Below are 16,134 nucleotides of genomic sequence, written 5' to 3' on the forward strand. Positions count from 1 at the left end.
TCATGACCCAGAACAAAAACCTTGCCGAGCTGTCCGCCGCCGGAATTTCGGTCTGGCTGGACGACCTGTCTCGCGACCGCATTCGGTCGGGCAACCTCAAGGACCTGATCGACACCAAGAGCGTCGTCGGCGTGACGACCAACCCGTCGATCTTCCAGGCCGCATTGAGCAAGGGTGATGCTTACGACGAGCAGGTCACCAAGCTCGCCGGCGAAGGTGCCGATGTCGAGACCACGATTCGCACCGTCACCACCGACGACGTCCGTGAGGCGTGCGACATCCTGGTACCGCAGTACGAGGCCAGCGCGGGCGTCGACGGACGCGTGTCGATCGAGGTCGACCCCCGCATGGCGCACGACGCGGACAAGACGTACGAGCAGGCCGTCGAACTCTGGAAGATCGTCGACCGTCCGAATCTCCTCATCAAGATTCCGGCAACGGAAGAAGGCATCCCCGCCATTGCCAAGGTGATCGGTGAGGGAATCAGCGTCAACGTGACCCTGATCTTCTCCGTCGAGCGCTACGAGCTGGTCATGAACGCGTACCTCGAGGGTCTCGAGGCCGCCCGCGCCGCCGGTCACGACCTCGACAAGATCCATTCCGTGGCGTCGTTCTTCGTGTCCCGCGTGGACAGCGAGATCGACTCCCGCCTGGACGCCATCGGCACCCCCGACGCCGAGGCCCTCAAGGGCAAGGCCGCGCTGGCCAATGCGCGCCTCGCGTACGTGGCGTACCAGCAGGTCTTCGAGGTGGCTCCTCGGTTCCGCGAACTCGCGGGCAACGGTGCACGTCCGCAGCGGCCACTGTGGGCTTCGACGGGCGTCAAGTCCGACGCCTACCCGGACACCATGTACGTCACCGAGCTCGTCTCTCCGAACACCGTGAACACGATGCCGGAGAAGACCATGGACGCGGTCGCAGACCACGGCGAGATCGTCGGCGACACCGTCTCGGGTAAGGGACCGGAGTCGCAGGAGATCTTCGACCGCATCTCCGCCCTGGGAATCGACCTCACCGACGTCTTCCTGACGTTGGAGAACGAGGGCGTCCAGAAGTTCGAGGCTGCGTGGAACGAGCTGCTCGAAGCTACCGAGGAGCAGCTCCGCCAAGCAGGTCAGAAGAGCTGACCTGTGCCCACCGCAGACACAGAAAACCTGAATTCCGCGGACTGGCGTAATCCACTTCGCGACGCGCGAGACAAGCGGCTCCCCCGCATCGCCGGGCCGTGCAGCATGGTCATCTTCGGGGTGACCGGTGACCTCGCGCGTAAGAAGCTCATGCCTGCGGTGTACGACCTGGCGAACCGGGGGCTCCTACCCCCCGGTTTCGCCCTGGTCGGCTTCGCTCGCCGTGAGTGGCAGAACCAGGATTTCGAGAAGATCGTGCACGACTCGGTACGCGATCATGCTCGAACTCCGTTCAGCGAAGAGGTGTGGAACACCCTTGCCGAGGGCTTCCGGTTCGTTCAGGGTTCGTTCGACGACGATGCCGCGTTCGACGAGTTGTCGCGGACTCTCACCGAGCTCGACACCACCCGCGGCACCGGCGGAAACCATGCCTTCTACCTCTCGATCCCACCCGGCGCGTTCCCTGTTGTACTGCAACAACTTTCACGCTCCGGACTGGCCCAGGCGCAGGACGGCAACTGGCGACGCGTCGTCATCGAGAAGCCGTTCGGTCACGATTTGCAGAGCGCCAAGGAGCTCAACGCGATCGTGAACCGAGTGTTCCCCGAGGACACCGTCTTTCGGATCGATCACTACCTGGGCAAGGAGACGGTGCAGAACATTCTCGCGCTGCGCTTCGCCAACCAGTTGTTCGATCCGATCTGGAACGCGCACTATGTGGACCACGTGCAGATCACGATGGCCGAGGACATCGGATTGGGTGGCCGCGCAGGCTATTACGACGGAATCGGGGCAGCCCGCGACGTCATTCAGAACCATCTCCTCCAGTTGCTCGCGATCACTGCGATGGAGGAGCCGGTGAGTTTCAACCCCACCGAGCTGCAGTCCGAGAAGATCAAGGTGCTCTCGGCGACCAAGCTCGCCGAGCCGCTCGATCGCACGTCCGCCCGCGGGCAGTACTCCGCCGGGTGGCAGGGCAGCCAGAAAGTGAAGGGGCTCAAGGAGGAAGAGGGGTTCGACTCCGAGTCGAACACCGAAACCTACGCCGCCATCACCCTCGAGGTCGACACTCGGCGCTGGGGTGGAGTTCCGTTCTATCTGCGTACGGGAAAGGCGTTGGGCCGCAGAGTCACCGAGATCGCAATGGTGTTCAAGCGTGCCCCCCATCTGCCGTTCGACGCCACCATGACCGAGGAACTGGGGCAGAACGCACTGGTCATTCGAGTCCAGCCGGACGAGGGCGTCACGATGCGCTTCGGTTCCAAAGTTCCCGGGTCCAGCATGCAGGTGCGCGACGTCAGCATGGACTTCAGCTACGGCCAGGCGTTCACCGAGTCATCTCCCGAGGCGTACGAGCGACTGATACTCGACGTACTCCTGGGTGAGCCCTCACTGTTCCCGGTCAACGCCGAAGTGGAACTGTCGTGGAAGATTCTCGACCCGATTCTCGAGTACTGGGCCTCGGGCGGCACCGCCGAACCGTACGAGGCCGGCACCTGGGGTCCGTCCTCGGGTGACGAGATGATGCACCGCACCGGACGCGAATGGAGAAGGCCTTGATTGTCGACATTCCCGCCACCACGACGGCCGAGGTCGGCAAGAAGCTCGTCGAGGTTCGTGAAGCAGGTGGCGCGGTCACCATCGGCCGTGTACTGACCTTGATCGTCGCAAGCCGTGATGCGAGCAAGGCCGAACGGGCGATCGATGCCGCCAACGAGGCGAGCCGGGAACATCCCTGTCGCGTCATCGTCCTCATCCACGGTGATCGGTCCGCCGAGTCGAGTCTCGACGCCCAGATCCGCGTCGGTGGAGACGCCGGCGCGTCCGAGGTCGTCGTACTACGACTGAACGGCGAGCTCGCCGATCACGAACACAGCGTCGTCATTCCGTTCCTGCTGCCCGATACGCCGATCGTCGCCTGGTGGCCGGACGAGGCACCGACGGTACCGGCGAAGGATCCACTGGGCCGGTTGGCGATCAGGCGGATCACCGACGCCACCAATTCGTCGGATACCACCGCAGCGATCAAGGGACGGCTGAGCAGCTACACCGAGGGTGATACGGATCTGTCGTGGAGCCGAATCACCTACTGGCGCGGCCTGCTGGCGACTGCCCTCGATCAGGCACCGTTCGAGGCCGTCACCTCGGCCACCGTGTCGGGACTGGCAGAGGAGCCGGCACTCGACATTCTGGCCGGCTGGTTGGCGGCGAAGCTCGACGTGCCGGTCTACCGGCGAGCCGGCGAGCTCAAGGTCGAGCTGACCAGGGAGAACAGCAGTATTTCGCTGACCCGTCCGCAGACCGGAAAAACCGCCACACTGCGGCGTACCGGTCAGCCCGACGCTCAGGTTGCTCTGGCACGTCGCAACACCCGCGAGTGCCTGGCCGAGGAACTGCGGCGGCTCGACACGGACGAAATCTACGAACTCGCCCTCCACGGTCTGTCGAAAGTGAGCTATGAGTAATCAGTCGGTCCTCCGATACCTCGACGCACAAGGGCTGGTCGATGCCGCCCGCACTCGCTTCGTCGACGTTGTCGTCGCGGCGCAGGCCGAGCGCGGTGTCGCGTCGGTGGTGTTGACCGGAGGCGGGACGGGAATCGCCCTCCTCGAGGCACTGCGCGCGGATTCCGGTGCCATCGACTGGTCACGGGTGGACATCTACTTCGGTGACGAGCGTTTTCTCCCCTCGGGAGATCCCGAGCGCAACGAGGTCCAGGCATCGGACGCGCTGCTGAAGCACGTGGACGTGCACCCGGATCGACTGTTCACGATGGCGACGTCGGACGGCGCCTACGGCTCCGACCCGGAAACGGCTGCGGCGGCGTACGCACAGACGCTGCACTCACGGGCCGACGACGGTCAATGCCCCGACTTCGACATCCACCTGTTGGGCATGGGCGGCGAGGGCCACATCAACTCGCTCTTCCCGCACACCGACGCGGTGCGCGAGCAGCATCGCTTCGTCGTGGCCGTCGAGGACTCCCCCAAGCCGCCACCGGTACGCATCACACTCACCCTGCCCGCCATCCGGAGGGCGAAGCACGTGTGGTTGCTGGTGTCCGGTGCAGCGAAGGCCGAGGCCGTTGCCGCCGCCGTCGGCGGAGCAGCGTCCGACGACTGGCCGTCGGCCGGTGCCATCGGCGCGGAATCGACGGTCTGGTTCGTCGACGAGGCCGCGGCCTCACAGCTGGACCGGTGATCGGCTCGAGCCACAGCTGACAGCAGACGTACTGCGGCGTCGATTCAGGAGATTCACTCCCCTGAATCGACGCCGTAGTCGTTCGAACCGACGCCGTCTGAAGCACTGCCGTCCGAACCACGCATGGACTCGCCGTCGTCACCGAGTCCGCCTCGGAAGTCCGCATACCGCGATCGAGCGATCACCCGATACGCCGTCCCGTCCCGCCACGCGTCGAGAGTGTTTCTGCACGTCCTCATACCCGGTTGGACGCAGACTGTCGGCCACCGGTTCCGCGGCAGCGCAGCGAGACGTACGGTGCTAGCCGCTGTTGCGTAGTGCCGTAGCCAGGCCGTTCATCGTCAGCAGGATTCCCCGTTTGACCCGTTCGTCGTCGTCGCCGTTGCGGTATCGACGCAACATCTCGACCTGCATCTGGTTGAGAGGTTCCAGGTACGGGAACCGGTTGTGTACCGATCGCTCCAGCGCCGGGTTGTCCTCCAGCAATCGACTGTGACCGGTGATCTTCAGATACATCCGAACGGTGGTGGCGTGTTCGGCCTCGATCATGCCGAAGATGCGTGCACGGAGGTCGGCGTCGGGAACGAGTTCGGCATACCGAGCGGCGATGCCCAGATCGGACTTGGCCATGACCTGCGCCAGGTTGGACAGCACAGTGCGGAAGAACGGCCACTTCCGATACAGATCCGCAAGCACCTCCAGCTTGGAGTCGTCGTCACCGACCCACTCCTCGAAGGCCGATCCGGTGCCGTACCAGCCGGGCAGCATGACGCGGCACTGACTCCACGACATCACCCATGGGATAGCACGCAGGTCGTACACGGAATTCGTCGGCTTGCGCGACGCCGGACGCGACCCGATGTTCAGCTCGCCGACCTCGGCAACGGGCGTGGACGTGCGAAAGTACTCGACGAACCCGGGCTCCTCGTGCACCAGCCGGCCGTACGCCGCCCGAGCCTTGGCCGCGAGGTCGTCCAGAACGTCGTAGGCGGCCTCGGCGCCGTCACCCAATCCTTCGAGGTCGAGCAGCGTCGATTCGAGCGTGCCCGCGACCAACGATTCGAGGTTGCGCCGCGCCATCGACGGTTCGGCGTACTTCGCTGCAATGATCTCGCCCTGCTCGGTGAGACGAAGCGATCCCTGCACCACGCCGGGCGGTTGCGCCAGAATCGCGTCGTAACTGGGGCCACCGCCGCGCCCGACCGTGCCACCGCGACCGTGAAAGAGCCGCAACCGAATTCCTGACTTACGGGACGCTTCGAGCAGGTCGAGTTCGGCACGGTACAGCGCCCAGTTGGCCGCGAGATAGCCACCGTCCTTGTTCGAGTCCGAGTACCCGAGCATGACCTCCTGGTTCATACCTCGACCGGCCACGAGAGCGCGATAGATCGGAACGTCGAAAGTGGCGAGCAGCGTCGCGGCACCCTGCTGCAGGTCCTCGATCGTCTCGAAGAGCGGCACGACACCCACCGTCGACCTGGGTGCCGAACCGTCGACGCCGGGATCGAAGATCCCCGCCTCCTTGAGCAGCAGGGCCGCCTCGAGCATGTCACTGACGGACTGACACATGCTGATGATGTAGTTCTGAACGGTGTCCGGGCCCAGGTGGTCGATGGCCTCCTTGGCCGCCTTGACGATGCCCAGTTCCTTCGCAGCGAGGTCGCTGAGTTGCGCGGTGGGCCCGATCAGGGGACGCCGAGTGGCGAGTTCGTGGGACAGCACCGACACGCGCTCGTCCTCACCGAGCGACCGATAGTCCTGATGAACCCCGGCCCAGGCCAACAGCTCCGCGACCACTTCCTCGTGGGTCTCGGAGTTCTGACGCATGTCCAACGCCTGGAGATGAAATCCGAACGTCTCGACCGATTGCCGGAGTCGAAGCAGTCGATCGTCGGCGATCAGACCGTCTCCGTCGGCCCGGAGCGCGCGGTCGAGAGTGTCGAGATCGTCGAGGACTTCCTGCGGGCTCGCATACTGGTTGGCACCGAGATCGATTCCGGACACCGGAACCGCATCGAGAACCGCCCGTGCCGTTGCTGTCAGACGGGCCCGGATACCGACAACGGCAACACGGTACGGTTCGTCGGCCCGGCGATCGTCCGGTTCCGCCGACGCCTCGGCCAGAGCTTCCAGTTCCTCGGTGACCGCGACCAGCCGCGCGGACATCGACAACTCTTTCTCCAGCGCAACCAGTTCGTCGAGGTAATGCTCGAACGCCACGAAACCGGCCTGATGGGTGGCCGTGTGCACCACGTCGCCGGTCACGTTGGGGTTACCGTCGCGGTCTCCACCGATCCACGACCCCGGCCGGAGTATCGGCCGCGGCAGCAGGTCGTCCTCCGGCCATCGCGCTCGCAGCGCCGCGCGGACATCGGCATTGAGGGCGGGCATGACATCGAACAGCGAGGACTCGAAGTAGCGGAGACCCACTTCGATCTCGTCTTGGATGCGCAATCGCGACAGCCGAATCAGGGCGGTTTCCCACAGCGTCAGCACCTGCCGGCGAATCTGCACGTCGATCGCGGCCAATTCCTTGGCGGCTCCGGCGGCTTTGCCCTCCGGGGCAGCCGACGCGACCTCGCGCCGACGCATCAGTGCGGTGATCTTCGATTGGACGTCGAACACCGTTCGACGACGTGTTTCGGTGGGGTGCGCGGTGATGACCGGTGCCACCAACGCGTCGGTCAGCGCGGCGGCAACCTGCTCGCGCGACGGAGCGGCGGCGTCGATCTTCGACCACGTTGCGTCCAGGCTGCTGTCCTGCGGCGGGTCTCCGTTGTCCAGATGAATGGCTCTCCGGCGCTCACGGTGGAGATCCTCGGCCAGGTTCGCCAGCAACGAGAAGTGGCTGAACGCGCGGATCAACGGAACAGCTTGCGCCACTTCGACATCGGTATACCGGCCGACAGAGTCGTCGCGTTCGATCTCCGAGCGGCGCACCGCGAAGGATTCCACTCGCGCGGACTCGATGAGCTCGAAGACCTCGTCACCCTCGTGTTCGCGAATGATCTCACCGAGGATGCCGCCGAGATAGCGGATGTCCTCCCGTAGTGGCTCGGTCAACTCTCGCCCGCGAGCTGTCGGTGTGACGAATGCCGGGGAACCGACTGACTCGTAAGAGGATTCGCTCATCCCCCCAGTATCGTCGCTCGGCCGTCAACTCGCACTCGGAGCCGGGACGGATCAGGTGTACTTGATCTCGAGACCGATCCCGAGGATCGCGATGAGCCAGATGAGGCCGGTGAAGACAGTGAGGCGGTCGAGGTTCTTCTCGACGACCGTGGAGCCGGACAGGCTGGACTGCACGCCGCCACCGAACAAGCTGGACAGACCGCCACCCTTGCCGCGATGCAGCAGGATCAGCAAGATCAGCGCCAGGCTGGTGATGACCAGCAGAATATCCAGAAACAGATCCATGTCCACCTCAAACTCGATTCGATGCCCTCAGCAGCCTACCTGGCCCCACGAACGACTTCGGACACCCCGCCGAAGCGAGGTGTCCGAAACCAGTTCTGCGCAGCGGTGACGATGGCCGATCAGGGCAACGGTCCGCCTGCGGCAATCGCCGACAATGTGGCGAACTCGTCCGCCTTGAGCGAAGCGCCACCGACCAGCGCGCCGTCGACGTCGGGCTGACCGACGATCTCGCCGACGTTCTTGGCGTTGACCGAACCGCCGTACAGCACGCGGACGCCCGCGGCGACCTCGGCCGACGCCAATTCCTTCAATTCCTCCCGAATGGCACCGCACACTTCCTGAGCGTCCGACGCCGAGGCCACGCGTCCCGTGCCGATGGCCCATACCGGCTCGTAGGCGATGACGACCTTGGCGATGTCGTCGGCCGAGAGGCCGTCGAGCGAACCGCGGAGCTGAGCCACGTTGTAGGCCACGTGCTCACCGGCCTCACGAATGTTCAGACCCTCGCCGATGCACACGATCGGTGTGAGCCCGTTCTTCAAGGCAGCCTTCGTCTTCGCCAGCACGACGGCGTCGTCCTCGCTGTGCAACGTGCGTCGCTCGGAGTGGCCGACCACGACGAAGGTGCATCCCAGCTTGGCCAGCATCGACCCGCTGATCTCGCCCGTGAATGCGCCGCTGTCCTCGGCGGAGACGTCCTGCGCACCGTAGGTGAGCAGGAGCTTGTCGCCTTCGATGAGCGTCTGGACGCTGCGGATGTCGGTGAACGGCGGAATGACCGTGACGTCCACCTTGTCGAAGTACTTCTCGGGCAGCGAGAAGGCGATCTTCTGCACCAGCGAGATGGCCTCGAGGTGGTTGAGGTTCATCTTCCAGTTGCCCGCGATGAGCGGCTTACGTGCCATGCGTTACGCCTCCAGGACGGATAGACCGGGCAGCTGCTTGCCCTCGAGGTATTCGAGGGATGCACCGCCACCGGTGGAGATGTGCGAGAAGCCGTCGTCGGGCAGCCCGAGGGTGCGTACCGCAGCCGCGGAATCACCACCACCGACCACGCTGAACGCGCCCTTCTCGGTGGCTCCGATGATCGCCTCTGCGATGCCCTTGGTACCGGCCGAGAACTGGTCGAACTCGAAGACGCCTGCAGGTCCGTTCCAGAAGATCGTCTTCGCATTGGACAGCACGACGGCGAAACGACTGACCGAGTCCGGTCCGATGTCCAGACCCATCCAGCCGTCCGGAATTTCGGATGCCTTGACGGTCTTGGACTCGGCGTCGGCCGCGAACTTGTCTCCGACGACGATGTCGACAGGAAGATGGATCACGTCGCCGAAGCGCTCGAGCAGGTCCTTGCAGACCCCGATCTGATCCTCCTGCAACAGCGAGTTACCGACCGAATAACCCTGGGCGGCAAGAAAAGTGAACGCCATGCCGCCGCCGATGACGAGGGTGTCGACCTTGGGAGCCAACGCCTCGATCACGCCGAGCTTGTCCGAGACCTTGGAGCCGCCGAGCACCACCGCGTACGGACGAGCCGCATCCTCGGTCAGCTTGGCCAACACCTCGACCTCGGCCGCGACGAGTGTGCCCGCGTAGTGCGGAAGCAGCTGCGCCACGTCGTAGACCGACGCCTGCTTGCGGTGCACGACGCCGAATCCGTCGGAGACGAATGCCGCATCGTCGCCGGCCAGAGCAACGAGCTCACGAGCCAGTGCGGCTCGCTCGGACTCGTCCTTGCTGGTCTCACGCGGATCGAAGCGGATGTTCTCGAGCAGCAGTACGTCGCCGTCGGTCAGGCCCTCGGCGCGTGCCTCGGCGTCCTGACCCACAACGTCTCCCGCGAGCTGGACGTGCCGGCCGAGCAGTTCGCCGAGCTTGGCAGCGACCGGAGCCAGACTGTACTTCGCATCGGGCTTGCCGTCGGGGCGACCGAGGTGAGCGGTGACGATGACCTTCGCACCGGCCTCGACCAGTGCACGAAGGGTCGGAATCGACGCCTGGATGCGGCCGGGGTCGGTGATCGTGCCGTCCTCGAGCGGGACGTTGAAGTCCGATCGCACGAGGACGCCACGTCCTTCGACACCGGCATCGAGCAGATCCTGCAGTGTCTTGACAGCCATCGGTGTCAGAGGGACTTGCCGACGAGACCGATGAGGTCGGCGAGGCGGTTGGAGTAGCCCCACTCGTTGTCGTACCAGGAGACGATCTTCACCTGGTCGTCGATGACCTTGGTCAGCGGCGCGTCGAAGATCGACGAGTGCGGGTCGGTGACGATGTCCGAGGACACGATGGGATCGGTGTTGTACTTCAGGATGCCCTTCAGCGGGCCCTCCGCGGCAGCCTTCATCGCGGCGTTGATGTCCTCGGCGCTGGCCTTCTTCTTCAGCAGAGCGGTCAGGTCGGTGACAGAGCCGGTGGGGATCGGCACCCGAAGTGCGTAGCCGTCGAGCTTGCCGAGCAGCTGCGGGAGAACCAGGCCGATGGCCTTGGCTGCACCGGTACCGGTGGGGACGACATTCAGAGCTGCGGCACGTGCACGACGCAGATCGCTGTGCGGGCCGTCCTGCAGGTTCTGATCCTGCGTGTACGCGTGAATGGTCGTCATGAGACCCGAGACAATGCCGAACTCGTCGTCGAGAACCTTGGCGATGGGGCCGAGGCAGTTGGTGGTGCACGACGCGTTGGAGATGATGTTCTGGCTGCCGTCGTACTTGTCGTCGTTGACGCCCATGACGATGGTGATGTCCTCGCCCTTGGCGGGCGCGGAGATGATGACCTTCTTGGCACCGGCGTCGATGTGACCCTGAGCCTTCGCAGCGTCGGTGAAGATGCCGGTGGACTCGACGACGACGTCGACACCCAGTTCACCCCACGGAAGTGCGGACGGTCCCTCACGCAGCGACAGAGCCTTGATCTTCTGGCCGCCGACGACGATGGTGTCTTCGCCTTCGAGCGAGACGTCGTGCGGCAAGCGGCCCAGGATCGAGTCGTACTTGAGCAGGTGTGCGAGCGATGCGTTGTCGGTCAGGTCGTTGACAGCAACGATTTCGATGTCGGTGGTACCGAGCGCCTTCTGCGCGTCGACAGCCCTGAAGAAGTTACGCCCGATGCGGCCGAAGCCGTTGACGCCTACCCGGATCGTCACTGTTCGCTCCTAAAAGTTGTGAAAACAGATGTCTGGTCGTGCCTGCATGCGGGGTGCCACACGCGGTTCCTACCCTAGTGTGCGCTCCGGCGGAGCGCGCGCATCACTCGATCGAGGCGCTCTACGCCTCGTCGAGCAGCTCTGCGGTGACCGCCGACTCGGTGTCGGGTATCCCGGTCTCCTTCGCTTTCCGATCGGCCATGGACAGCAGACGCCGGATCCGACCGGCCACCGCATCCTTGGTCATCGGCGGGTCGGCCAACTGACCGAGTTCCTCCAGTGAGGCCTGGCGGTGCTGAACCCGAAGCGAACCTGCCGCAGCGAGATGATCGGGTACGTCGTCGCCGAGAATGTGCAGAGCCCGCTCGACGCGAGCGGCGGCCGCAACCGCGGCCCGAGCGGACCGGCGCAGGTTGGCGTCGTCGAAGTTGGCCAGACGGTTGGCGGTGGCCCGCACCTCGCGGCGCATCCGGCGCTCCTCCCACACCAACCGGGTGTCCTGAGCGCCCATGCGCGTGAGCAACGCTCCGATTGCTTCGCCGTCTCGTACGACGACTCGATCGGTGCCGCGCACCTCACGTGCCTTGGCTGCCACTCCGAGGCGCCGAGCGGCACCGACGAGGGCGAGCGCTGCTTCGGGCCCGGGGCAGCTGATCTCGAGCGCGGACGACCGGCCCGGCTCGGTGAGCGAGCCGTGGGCGAGAAACGCGCCGCGCCACGCGGCCTCGGAGTCGCCGACCGTGCCGCCCACGACCTGAGCGGGCAGGCCACGCACGGGACGTCCACGGAGGTCGAGCAGCCCGGTCTGGCGGGCCAGAGCCTCACCGTCCTTGGCCACGCGCACCACGTACCGAGACGTCTTGCGCAGGCCTCCGGCACTGAGCATGTGGACATCCGAGGAGTAGCCGTACAGCTCGAAGATCTCGCGTCGCAGCCGCCGTGCGATGGAGCCGAGATCCACCTCGGCCTCCACCACCACTCGACCCGCGACGATGTGCAACCCGCCGGCGAAACGCAGCAGGGCGGACACCTCGGCCTTGCGGCAGCTGACCTGACTGACGGTGAGCCTGCTCAGCTCGTCCTTGACCTCCGCTGTCATGGCCACGAAGTGATCCCCTCTCTGCGCGCCGCTGTCGGTACCGAGCCGTCGGTGGACGACACGATGGCTCCGAGAGCAGCAGCCAGCTTTCCGTAATGATGTGCGTGAGTGCCGGTTTCGGCAACGTCGACGTAGACGACCCCAGCGCCGAGCCGGGCCGCGGCGCGCGCCACGTGCTCGCGGTTGCTGCCCTCCGGGACCGAGGCAGAATCGACCAACACGTGGTCGATTCCCAAATCAGGTGCGTGTTGGGAGAGTACGTGGACATGTCGCTCGGCGGAGAATCCGGTGGTCTCCCCCAGCTCCGGTGCCAGGTTGAGGACCAGTACCTTGGGCGCGCTCGTGCGCGCCAGTGAAGCGAGCTGATCCGGCACCAGAACATGGGGAATGACACTCGAGAACCACGATCCGGGACCGAGCACGACCAGGTCCGCCGCGGCGATGGCGGCCAGCGCCGCCGGCGTCGCAGGCGGATCCGTTGGCAACAGACGCACGCGTCGAACCTTGCCGGGCGTCGTGGCGACGGCGACCTGACCGCGAATGACGCGACTCACGCGTGGGTCGTCCTCGAGGCCGGACACATCGGCTTCGATGTCGAGCGCAATCGGTGACATCGGCAGCACTCGTCCGTCGATACCGAGCATGTGCACCATCTCGTCGAGGGCAGCTATCGGGTCGCCGAGTACTTCGGTGAGCCCGGCGAGCACCAGATTGCCCACCGAGTGGCCGGCCAAGGCACCGGTGCCCCCGAATCGGTGCTGAATGACGTCGGTCCACAGCTGGGTCCTGGCGTCCGAGCGCGCCAGGGCAGCCAGCGCCATCCGGAGATCGCCGGGCGGGATGACGCCGAGTTCTGCCCGCAGACGACCCGAGGACCCGCCGTCGTCGGCGACCGTCACGACTGCAGTGACATCGCTGCTGAGCAGCCGAGCTGCCGACAGCGTCGCGTACAAACCATGGCCGCCGCCCAGAGCGACGATCTTGGGACCCGATCCCGATACCGGACGGTGCGGAGTATCGCTCATTCGCGGCCCAGATCACGGTGCAGGACGCGGACCGATACGTCCCCCTGTTCGGCGAGAATACCGGCCAGGGCCTCCGTCATCGCGACGCTTCGGTGTTTTCCTCCGGTGCAGCCCACGGCCACCGTCATGTATCGCTTGCCTTCCCGCACGTATCCCTCGATGGTCAGATTCAACAGGTGCGTGTACGTCTGCAGGTAGTCGTGCGCCCCGTTCTGTCCGAGGACGTAGTCGCGCACATCCGCGTCCTGACCGGTGTGTTCGCGCAGTTCGGGCACCCAGTGCGGATTGGGCAGAAAACGCACGTCGCAGACCAGGTCGGCATCCATCGGTAAGCCGTACTTGAAGCCGAAGGATTGGACCGTCACGCCGACGCCGACAGTGTCGGAGGCCCCGAAGACCGTTTCGATCTTGCGCCGAAGCTGGTGCACCGACAACGAGGTCGTGTCGACGGTCAGGTCGGCGGCCGCCTTGACCTGCGCGAGCCGTAGTCGCTCGGCCGTGATCCCCTCGGTCAGAGTTCCGTCCTGGCCGTCGTTCTGCAACGGGTGACTGCGCCGATTCGATTCGAACCGCTGGACCAGCACGGCATCGGACGCATCCAGGAACAGCACGCGATTGCGCACACCCTTGGAGTCGAGTTCCTTGACCACCCAGCCCAGATCGCCGGTGAACAGGCGGCTGCGCACGTCCATCACCAAGGCGAGACGCTCGATACGGGGCTGCGACTCCAGCCCGAGATCGACCATCTTGGAAATGAGCTCGGGCGGCAGGTTGTCGGCCACGTACCAACCCAGATCTTCGAGAATCTTGGCGGCCGTGCGCAACCCGGCGCCGGACACGCCCGTGACCAACGCCACTTCGATGCCGTCGTGCGGCGAATCTGCCCGCTCGTCGGGGTTTCCGGGGTGCGGCTCGGACGGAGGGTGTGCCTGTGTCTGTTGTTCGCTCACTACGAAGCCTGTCCCGCCGATTCCACACGCGGTTCGATCGCATGGTCGGCCGTGTTCTCGCCCGGTGTCGTTGCCGTTGCGCTGCCATCATCGCCTACATCGGCCCCGCTCGGGTCGGAACCCAATGCGGCCAGCACCGACTTGGCGGTAGTGGTGCCGATTCCGGGGACCTCGACGATTTCTTCGACCGTTGCCTTCTTGAGATTGGCCACCGATCCGAAGTGCGCCACCAGCGCGGTTCTCCTCGACTCGCCGAGCCCGCGCACCGAGTCGAGGGCCGACGCAGTCATACGGCGCGATCGCTTGCTCCGATGGAAGGTGATGGCAAATCGGTGCGCCTCGTCGCGCACTCGCTGCAGGAGGTACAGAGATTCGCTCGTACGCGGCAGGATCACCGGATCCTCCTCCCCCGGTACCCACACTTCTTCCAGTCGTTTGGCGAGCCCGACGACGGCGACGTCGGTGACACCGAGTTCGTCCAGCACTGCTGCGGCAGCTGCGACCTGCGGTGCACCGCCGTCGACGACGAACAGGTTGGGCGGATAAGCGAACCTGCGTGGCCTCCCGGTTTGGGGATCGAGCGCGGCTTCGGGAGCAAGATCGCCACCGCTCCCGACAGCATTGGCTCCGTCTGCGGAATGACGGAGGAAACGACGGCGGGTCACTTCGGCGATGCTGGCGACGTCGTCGGAGTGCCCGTCGCCCGCCGCTTCCTTGATCGCGTAGTGGCGGTAGTCGCTCTTGCGAGGCAATCCGTCCTCGAACACGACCAGTGACGCGACCACATCGGTGCCCTGTACGTGCGAGATATCGATGCATTCGATTCTCAGCGGCGCCGAATCGAGGTCGAGCGCCTCCTGAATACCTTGCAGCGCAGCAGATCTCGATGTGAAATCACCCGCACGCTTCAGCTTGTGCTGCTGCAGAGCCTCTTTGGCGTTGCGTTCGACGGTCTCGGCCAGTGCCTTCTTGTCGCCGCGCTGCGGAACCCGCAACGTGACGTTGGATCCACGCAACTCGCTGAGCCACACCTGCACTTCGTCGGCGTTGTCCGGTAGCACCGGCACCAGAACCTCGCGAGGAACGGCGTTGGACCCGCCGTCGTCGGTGCCCGGGGTCTGCGCGGACAACGCCGCCTGTTCGCCGTAGAACTGGGTGAGAAACTGTTCGACGAGGGCGGGGAGGTCGGCCTCGTCCTGCCGCTCGATCACCTCACCCGCCTTCTCGACCACCCACCCGCGCTGTCCCCGTACACGGCCACCGCGGACGTGGAAGACCTGAACGGCGGCTTCGAGGGCGTCGGTGGCGAACGCGACCAGATCTGCGTCGGTACCGTCACCGAGCACCACGGCCTGCTTCTCCAACGCCCGACGCAGCGCGCCCACGTCGTCACGTAACCGTGCTGCGGTCTCGAAGTCGAGATCCTCCGAGGCCGCCTGCATCTTCTTCTCGAGCTGCCGCACGAGTTTGTCGGTCTTGCCGGCCAGGAAGTCGCAGAAGTCCTCGACGGTACTGCGGTGTTCCTCGGCGCTGACGCGTCCCACGCACGGTGCCGAGCACTTGTCGATGTACCCGAGCAGGCAGGGGCGACCGATCTGGTTGTGCCGCTTGAAGACTCCGGTCGAGCACGTTCGTGCCGGGAACACGCGCAGCAGCAGGTCGAGCGTCTCGCGAATGGCCCACGCATGAGCGTAGGGACCGAAGTAGCGCACGCCCTTACGGCGGGGTCCGCGGTACACGAACAGGCGTGGGAATTCCTCGTTCATCGTCACCGCGAGCATCGGGTAGCTCTTGTCGTCGCGGTAGCGGACATTGAACCGTGGATCGAATTCCTTGATCCAGTTGTACTCGAGCTGCAGTGCCTCGACTTCGGTGGTGACCACCGTCCACTCCACGGACGCCGCGGTGGTGACCATCTGCCGGGTCCTCGGATGCAGCGAGGCCACGTCGGCGAAGTAGGAATTGAGGCGACTGCGCAGGCTCTTGGCCTTGCCTACGTAGACGACGCGACCGTGCGGATCGCGGAATTTGTACACGCCCGGTTCCACCGGGATGGTTCCGGTGGCCGGACGATAGGTAGCGGGGTCGGACACGCCTTCCACGTTAGCGGTCGGGTCCGACGTTCTCCGCATCTCCAGCTCAGCAGCGGTGCCCGAGAGCGTGCGGCAGA

Annotated in this window: 14 protein-coding genes; 4 read left to right on the forward strand and 10 right to left on the reverse strand. The window is 65.2% G+C overall.

Going from position 1 to position 16,134, the window contains the following annotated elements; all coding sequences use genetic code 11:
- The first annotated feature begins 2 nt into the window (after positions 1 to 2).
- The 4 genes from tal to pgl are packed head-to-tail and all read left to right on the forward strand — an operon-like array spanning position 3 to position 4,328.
- Positions 3 to 1,127: a transaldolase gene (tal, locus tag AB0O58_RS08015; protein ID WP_027497013.1), complete on the forward strand. Its 1,125-nt coding sequence runs from the start codon at positions 3 to 5 to the stop codon at positions 1,125 to 1,127.
- A gap of 3 nt (positions 1,128 to 1,130) precedes the next feature.
- Positions 1,131 to 2,687, forward strand: a complete 1,557-nt coding sequence (gene zwf / locus AB0O58_RS08020; protein WP_027497012.1) for a glucose-6-phosphate dehydrogenase — start codon at positions 1,131 to 1,133, stop codon at positions 2,685 to 2,687.
- Entirely contained in the window at positions 2,684 to 3,592 is a 909-nt protein-coding gene (gene opcA / locus AB0O58_RS08025; RefSeq protein ID WP_027497011.1) for a glucose-6-phosphate dehydrogenase assembly protein OpcA, read from the forward strand. The genes zwf and opcA overlap by 4 nt, the downstream gene beginning before the upstream one ends.
- Positions 3,585 to 4,328: a 6-phosphogluconolactonase gene (gene pgl / locus AB0O58_RS08030; RefSeq protein WP_283542089.1), complete on the forward strand. Its 744-nt coding sequence runs from the start codon at positions 3,585 to 3,587 to the stop codon at positions 4,326 to 4,328. Before opcA ends, pgl begins: the two co-directional genes overlap by 8 nt.
- A gap of 53 nt (positions 4,329 to 4,381) precedes the next feature.
- Here the strand turns inward: pgl and AB0O58_RS08035 are convergent, their stop codons facing one another.
- From AB0O58_RS08035 to uvrC, 10 genes are all read right to left on the reverse strand, one after another.
- A complete protein-coding gene (locus AB0O58_RS08035; protein WP_139278435.1) occupies positions 4,382 to 4,567 on the reverse strand; it encodes a hypothetical protein in 186 nt (61 codons plus the stop codon).
- A 61-nt stretch (positions 4,568 to 4,628) separates the two neighbouring features.
- On the reverse strand, positions 4,629 to 7,460 hold the full coding sequence (gene ppc / locus AB0O58_RS08040; RefSeq protein WP_366238091.1) for a phosphoenolpyruvate carboxylase: 2,832 nt from the start codon (positions 7,458 to 7,460) through the stop codon (positions 4,629 to 4,631).
- 51 nt (positions 7,461 to 7,511) lie between these two features.
- On the reverse strand, positions 7,512 to 7,745 hold the full coding sequence (gene secG, locus AB0O58_RS08045) for a preprotein translocase subunit SecG (RefSeq protein WP_027497008.1): 234 nt from the start codon (positions 7,743 to 7,745) through the stop codon (positions 7,512 to 7,514).
- A gap of 119 nt (positions 7,746 to 7,864) precedes the next feature.
- The gene (tpiA, locus tag AB0O58_RS08050) at positions 7,865 to 8,650 is read right to left on the reverse strand and encodes a triose-phosphate isomerase (RefSeq protein ID WP_027497007.1); all 786 of its coding nucleotides are present in this window, start codon (positions 8,648 to 8,650) and stop codon (positions 7,865 to 7,867) included.
- A 3-nt stretch (positions 8,651 to 8,653) separates the two neighbouring features.
- Positions 8,654 to 9,865 (reverse strand): phosphoglycerate kinase, encoded by a 1,212-nt coding sequence (locus AB0O58_RS08055; protein WP_222080170.1) that lies wholly within the window; start codon positions 9,863 to 9,865, stop codon positions 8,654 to 8,656.
- A gap of 5 nt (positions 9,866 to 9,870) precedes the next feature.
- The gene (gene gap / locus AB0O58_RS08060) at positions 9,871 to 10,890 is read right to left on the reverse strand and encodes a type I glyceraldehyde-3-phosphate dehydrogenase (RefSeq protein ID WP_032400773.1); all 1,020 of its coding nucleotides are present in this window, start codon (positions 10,888 to 10,890) and stop codon (positions 9,871 to 9,873) included.
- A 121-nt stretch (positions 10,891 to 11,011) separates the two neighbouring features.
- Positions 11,012 to 11,995, reverse strand: a complete 984-nt coding sequence (gene whiA / locus AB0O58_RS08065) for a DNA-binding protein WhiA (RefSeq protein ID WP_027497005.1) — start codon at positions 11,993 to 11,995, stop codon at positions 11,012 to 11,014.
- Positions 11,986 to 13,014, reverse strand: a complete 1,029-nt coding sequence (gene yvcK, locus AB0O58_RS08070) for a uridine diphosphate-N-acetylglucosamine-binding protein YvcK (protein ID WP_366238092.1) — start codon at positions 13,012 to 13,014, stop codon at positions 11,986 to 11,988. The genes whiA and yvcK overlap by 10 nt, the downstream gene beginning before the upstream one ends.
- The gene (gene rapZ, locus AB0O58_RS08075) at positions 13,011 to 13,877 is read right to left on the reverse strand and encodes an RNase adapter RapZ (protein WP_032365838.1); all 867 of its coding nucleotides are present in this window, start codon (positions 13,875 to 13,877) and stop codon (positions 13,011 to 13,013) included. Before rapZ ends, yvcK begins: the two co-directional genes overlap by 4 nt.
- A gap of 86 nt (positions 13,878 to 13,963) precedes the next feature.
- Positions 13,964 to 16,057: an excinuclease ABC subunit UvrC gene (uvrC, locus tag AB0O58_RS08080; RefSeq protein ID WP_052053350.1), complete on the reverse strand. Its 2,094-nt coding sequence runs from the start codon at positions 16,055 to 16,057 to the stop codon at positions 13,964 to 13,966.
- Positions 16,058 to 16,134: the final 77 nt, after the last annotated feature.

The sequence above is a fragment of the Rhodococcus sp. NPDC080181 genome (assembly GCF_040702225.1).
Taxonomy (GTDB): Bacteria; Actinomycetota; Actinomycetes; order Mycobacteriales; family Mycobacteriaceae; genus Rhodococcoides; species Rhodococcoides fascians.

Excerpts from the sequence above, each read along its gene's own strand:
- secG (WP_027497008.1), bottom strand. The coding sequence starts at position 7,745 with ATGGATCTGTTTCTGGATATTCTGCTGGTCATCACCAGCCTGGCGCTG.
- AB0O58_RS08055 (WP_222080170.1), bottom strand. The coding sequence starts at position 9,865 with ATGGCTGTCAAGACACTGCAGGATCTGCTCGATGCCGGTGTCGAAGGA.
- tal (WP_027497013.1), top strand. The coding sequence starts at position 3 with ATGACCCAGAACAAAAACCTTGCCGAGCTGTCCGCCGCCGGAATTTCG.
- yvcK (WP_366238092.1), bottom strand. The coding sequence starts at position 13,014 with ATGAGCGATACTCCGCACCGTCCGGTATCGGGATCGGGTCCCAAGATC.
- ppc (WP_366238091.1), bottom strand. The coding sequence starts at position 7,460 with ATGAGCGAATCCTCTTACGAGTCAGTCGGTTCCCCGGCATTCGTCACA.
- AB0O58_RS08035 (WP_139278435.1), bottom strand. The coding sequence starts at position 4,567 with ATGAGGACGTGCAGAAACACTCTCGACGCGTGGCGGGACGGGACGGCG.
- tpiA (WP_027497007.1), bottom strand. The coding sequence starts at position 8,650 with ATGGCACGTAAGCCGCTCATCGCGGGCAACTGGAAGATGAACCTCAAC.
- pgl (WP_283542089.1), top strand. The coding sequence starts at position 3,585 with ATGAGTAATCAGTCGGTCCTCCGATACCTCGACGCACAAGGGCTGGTC.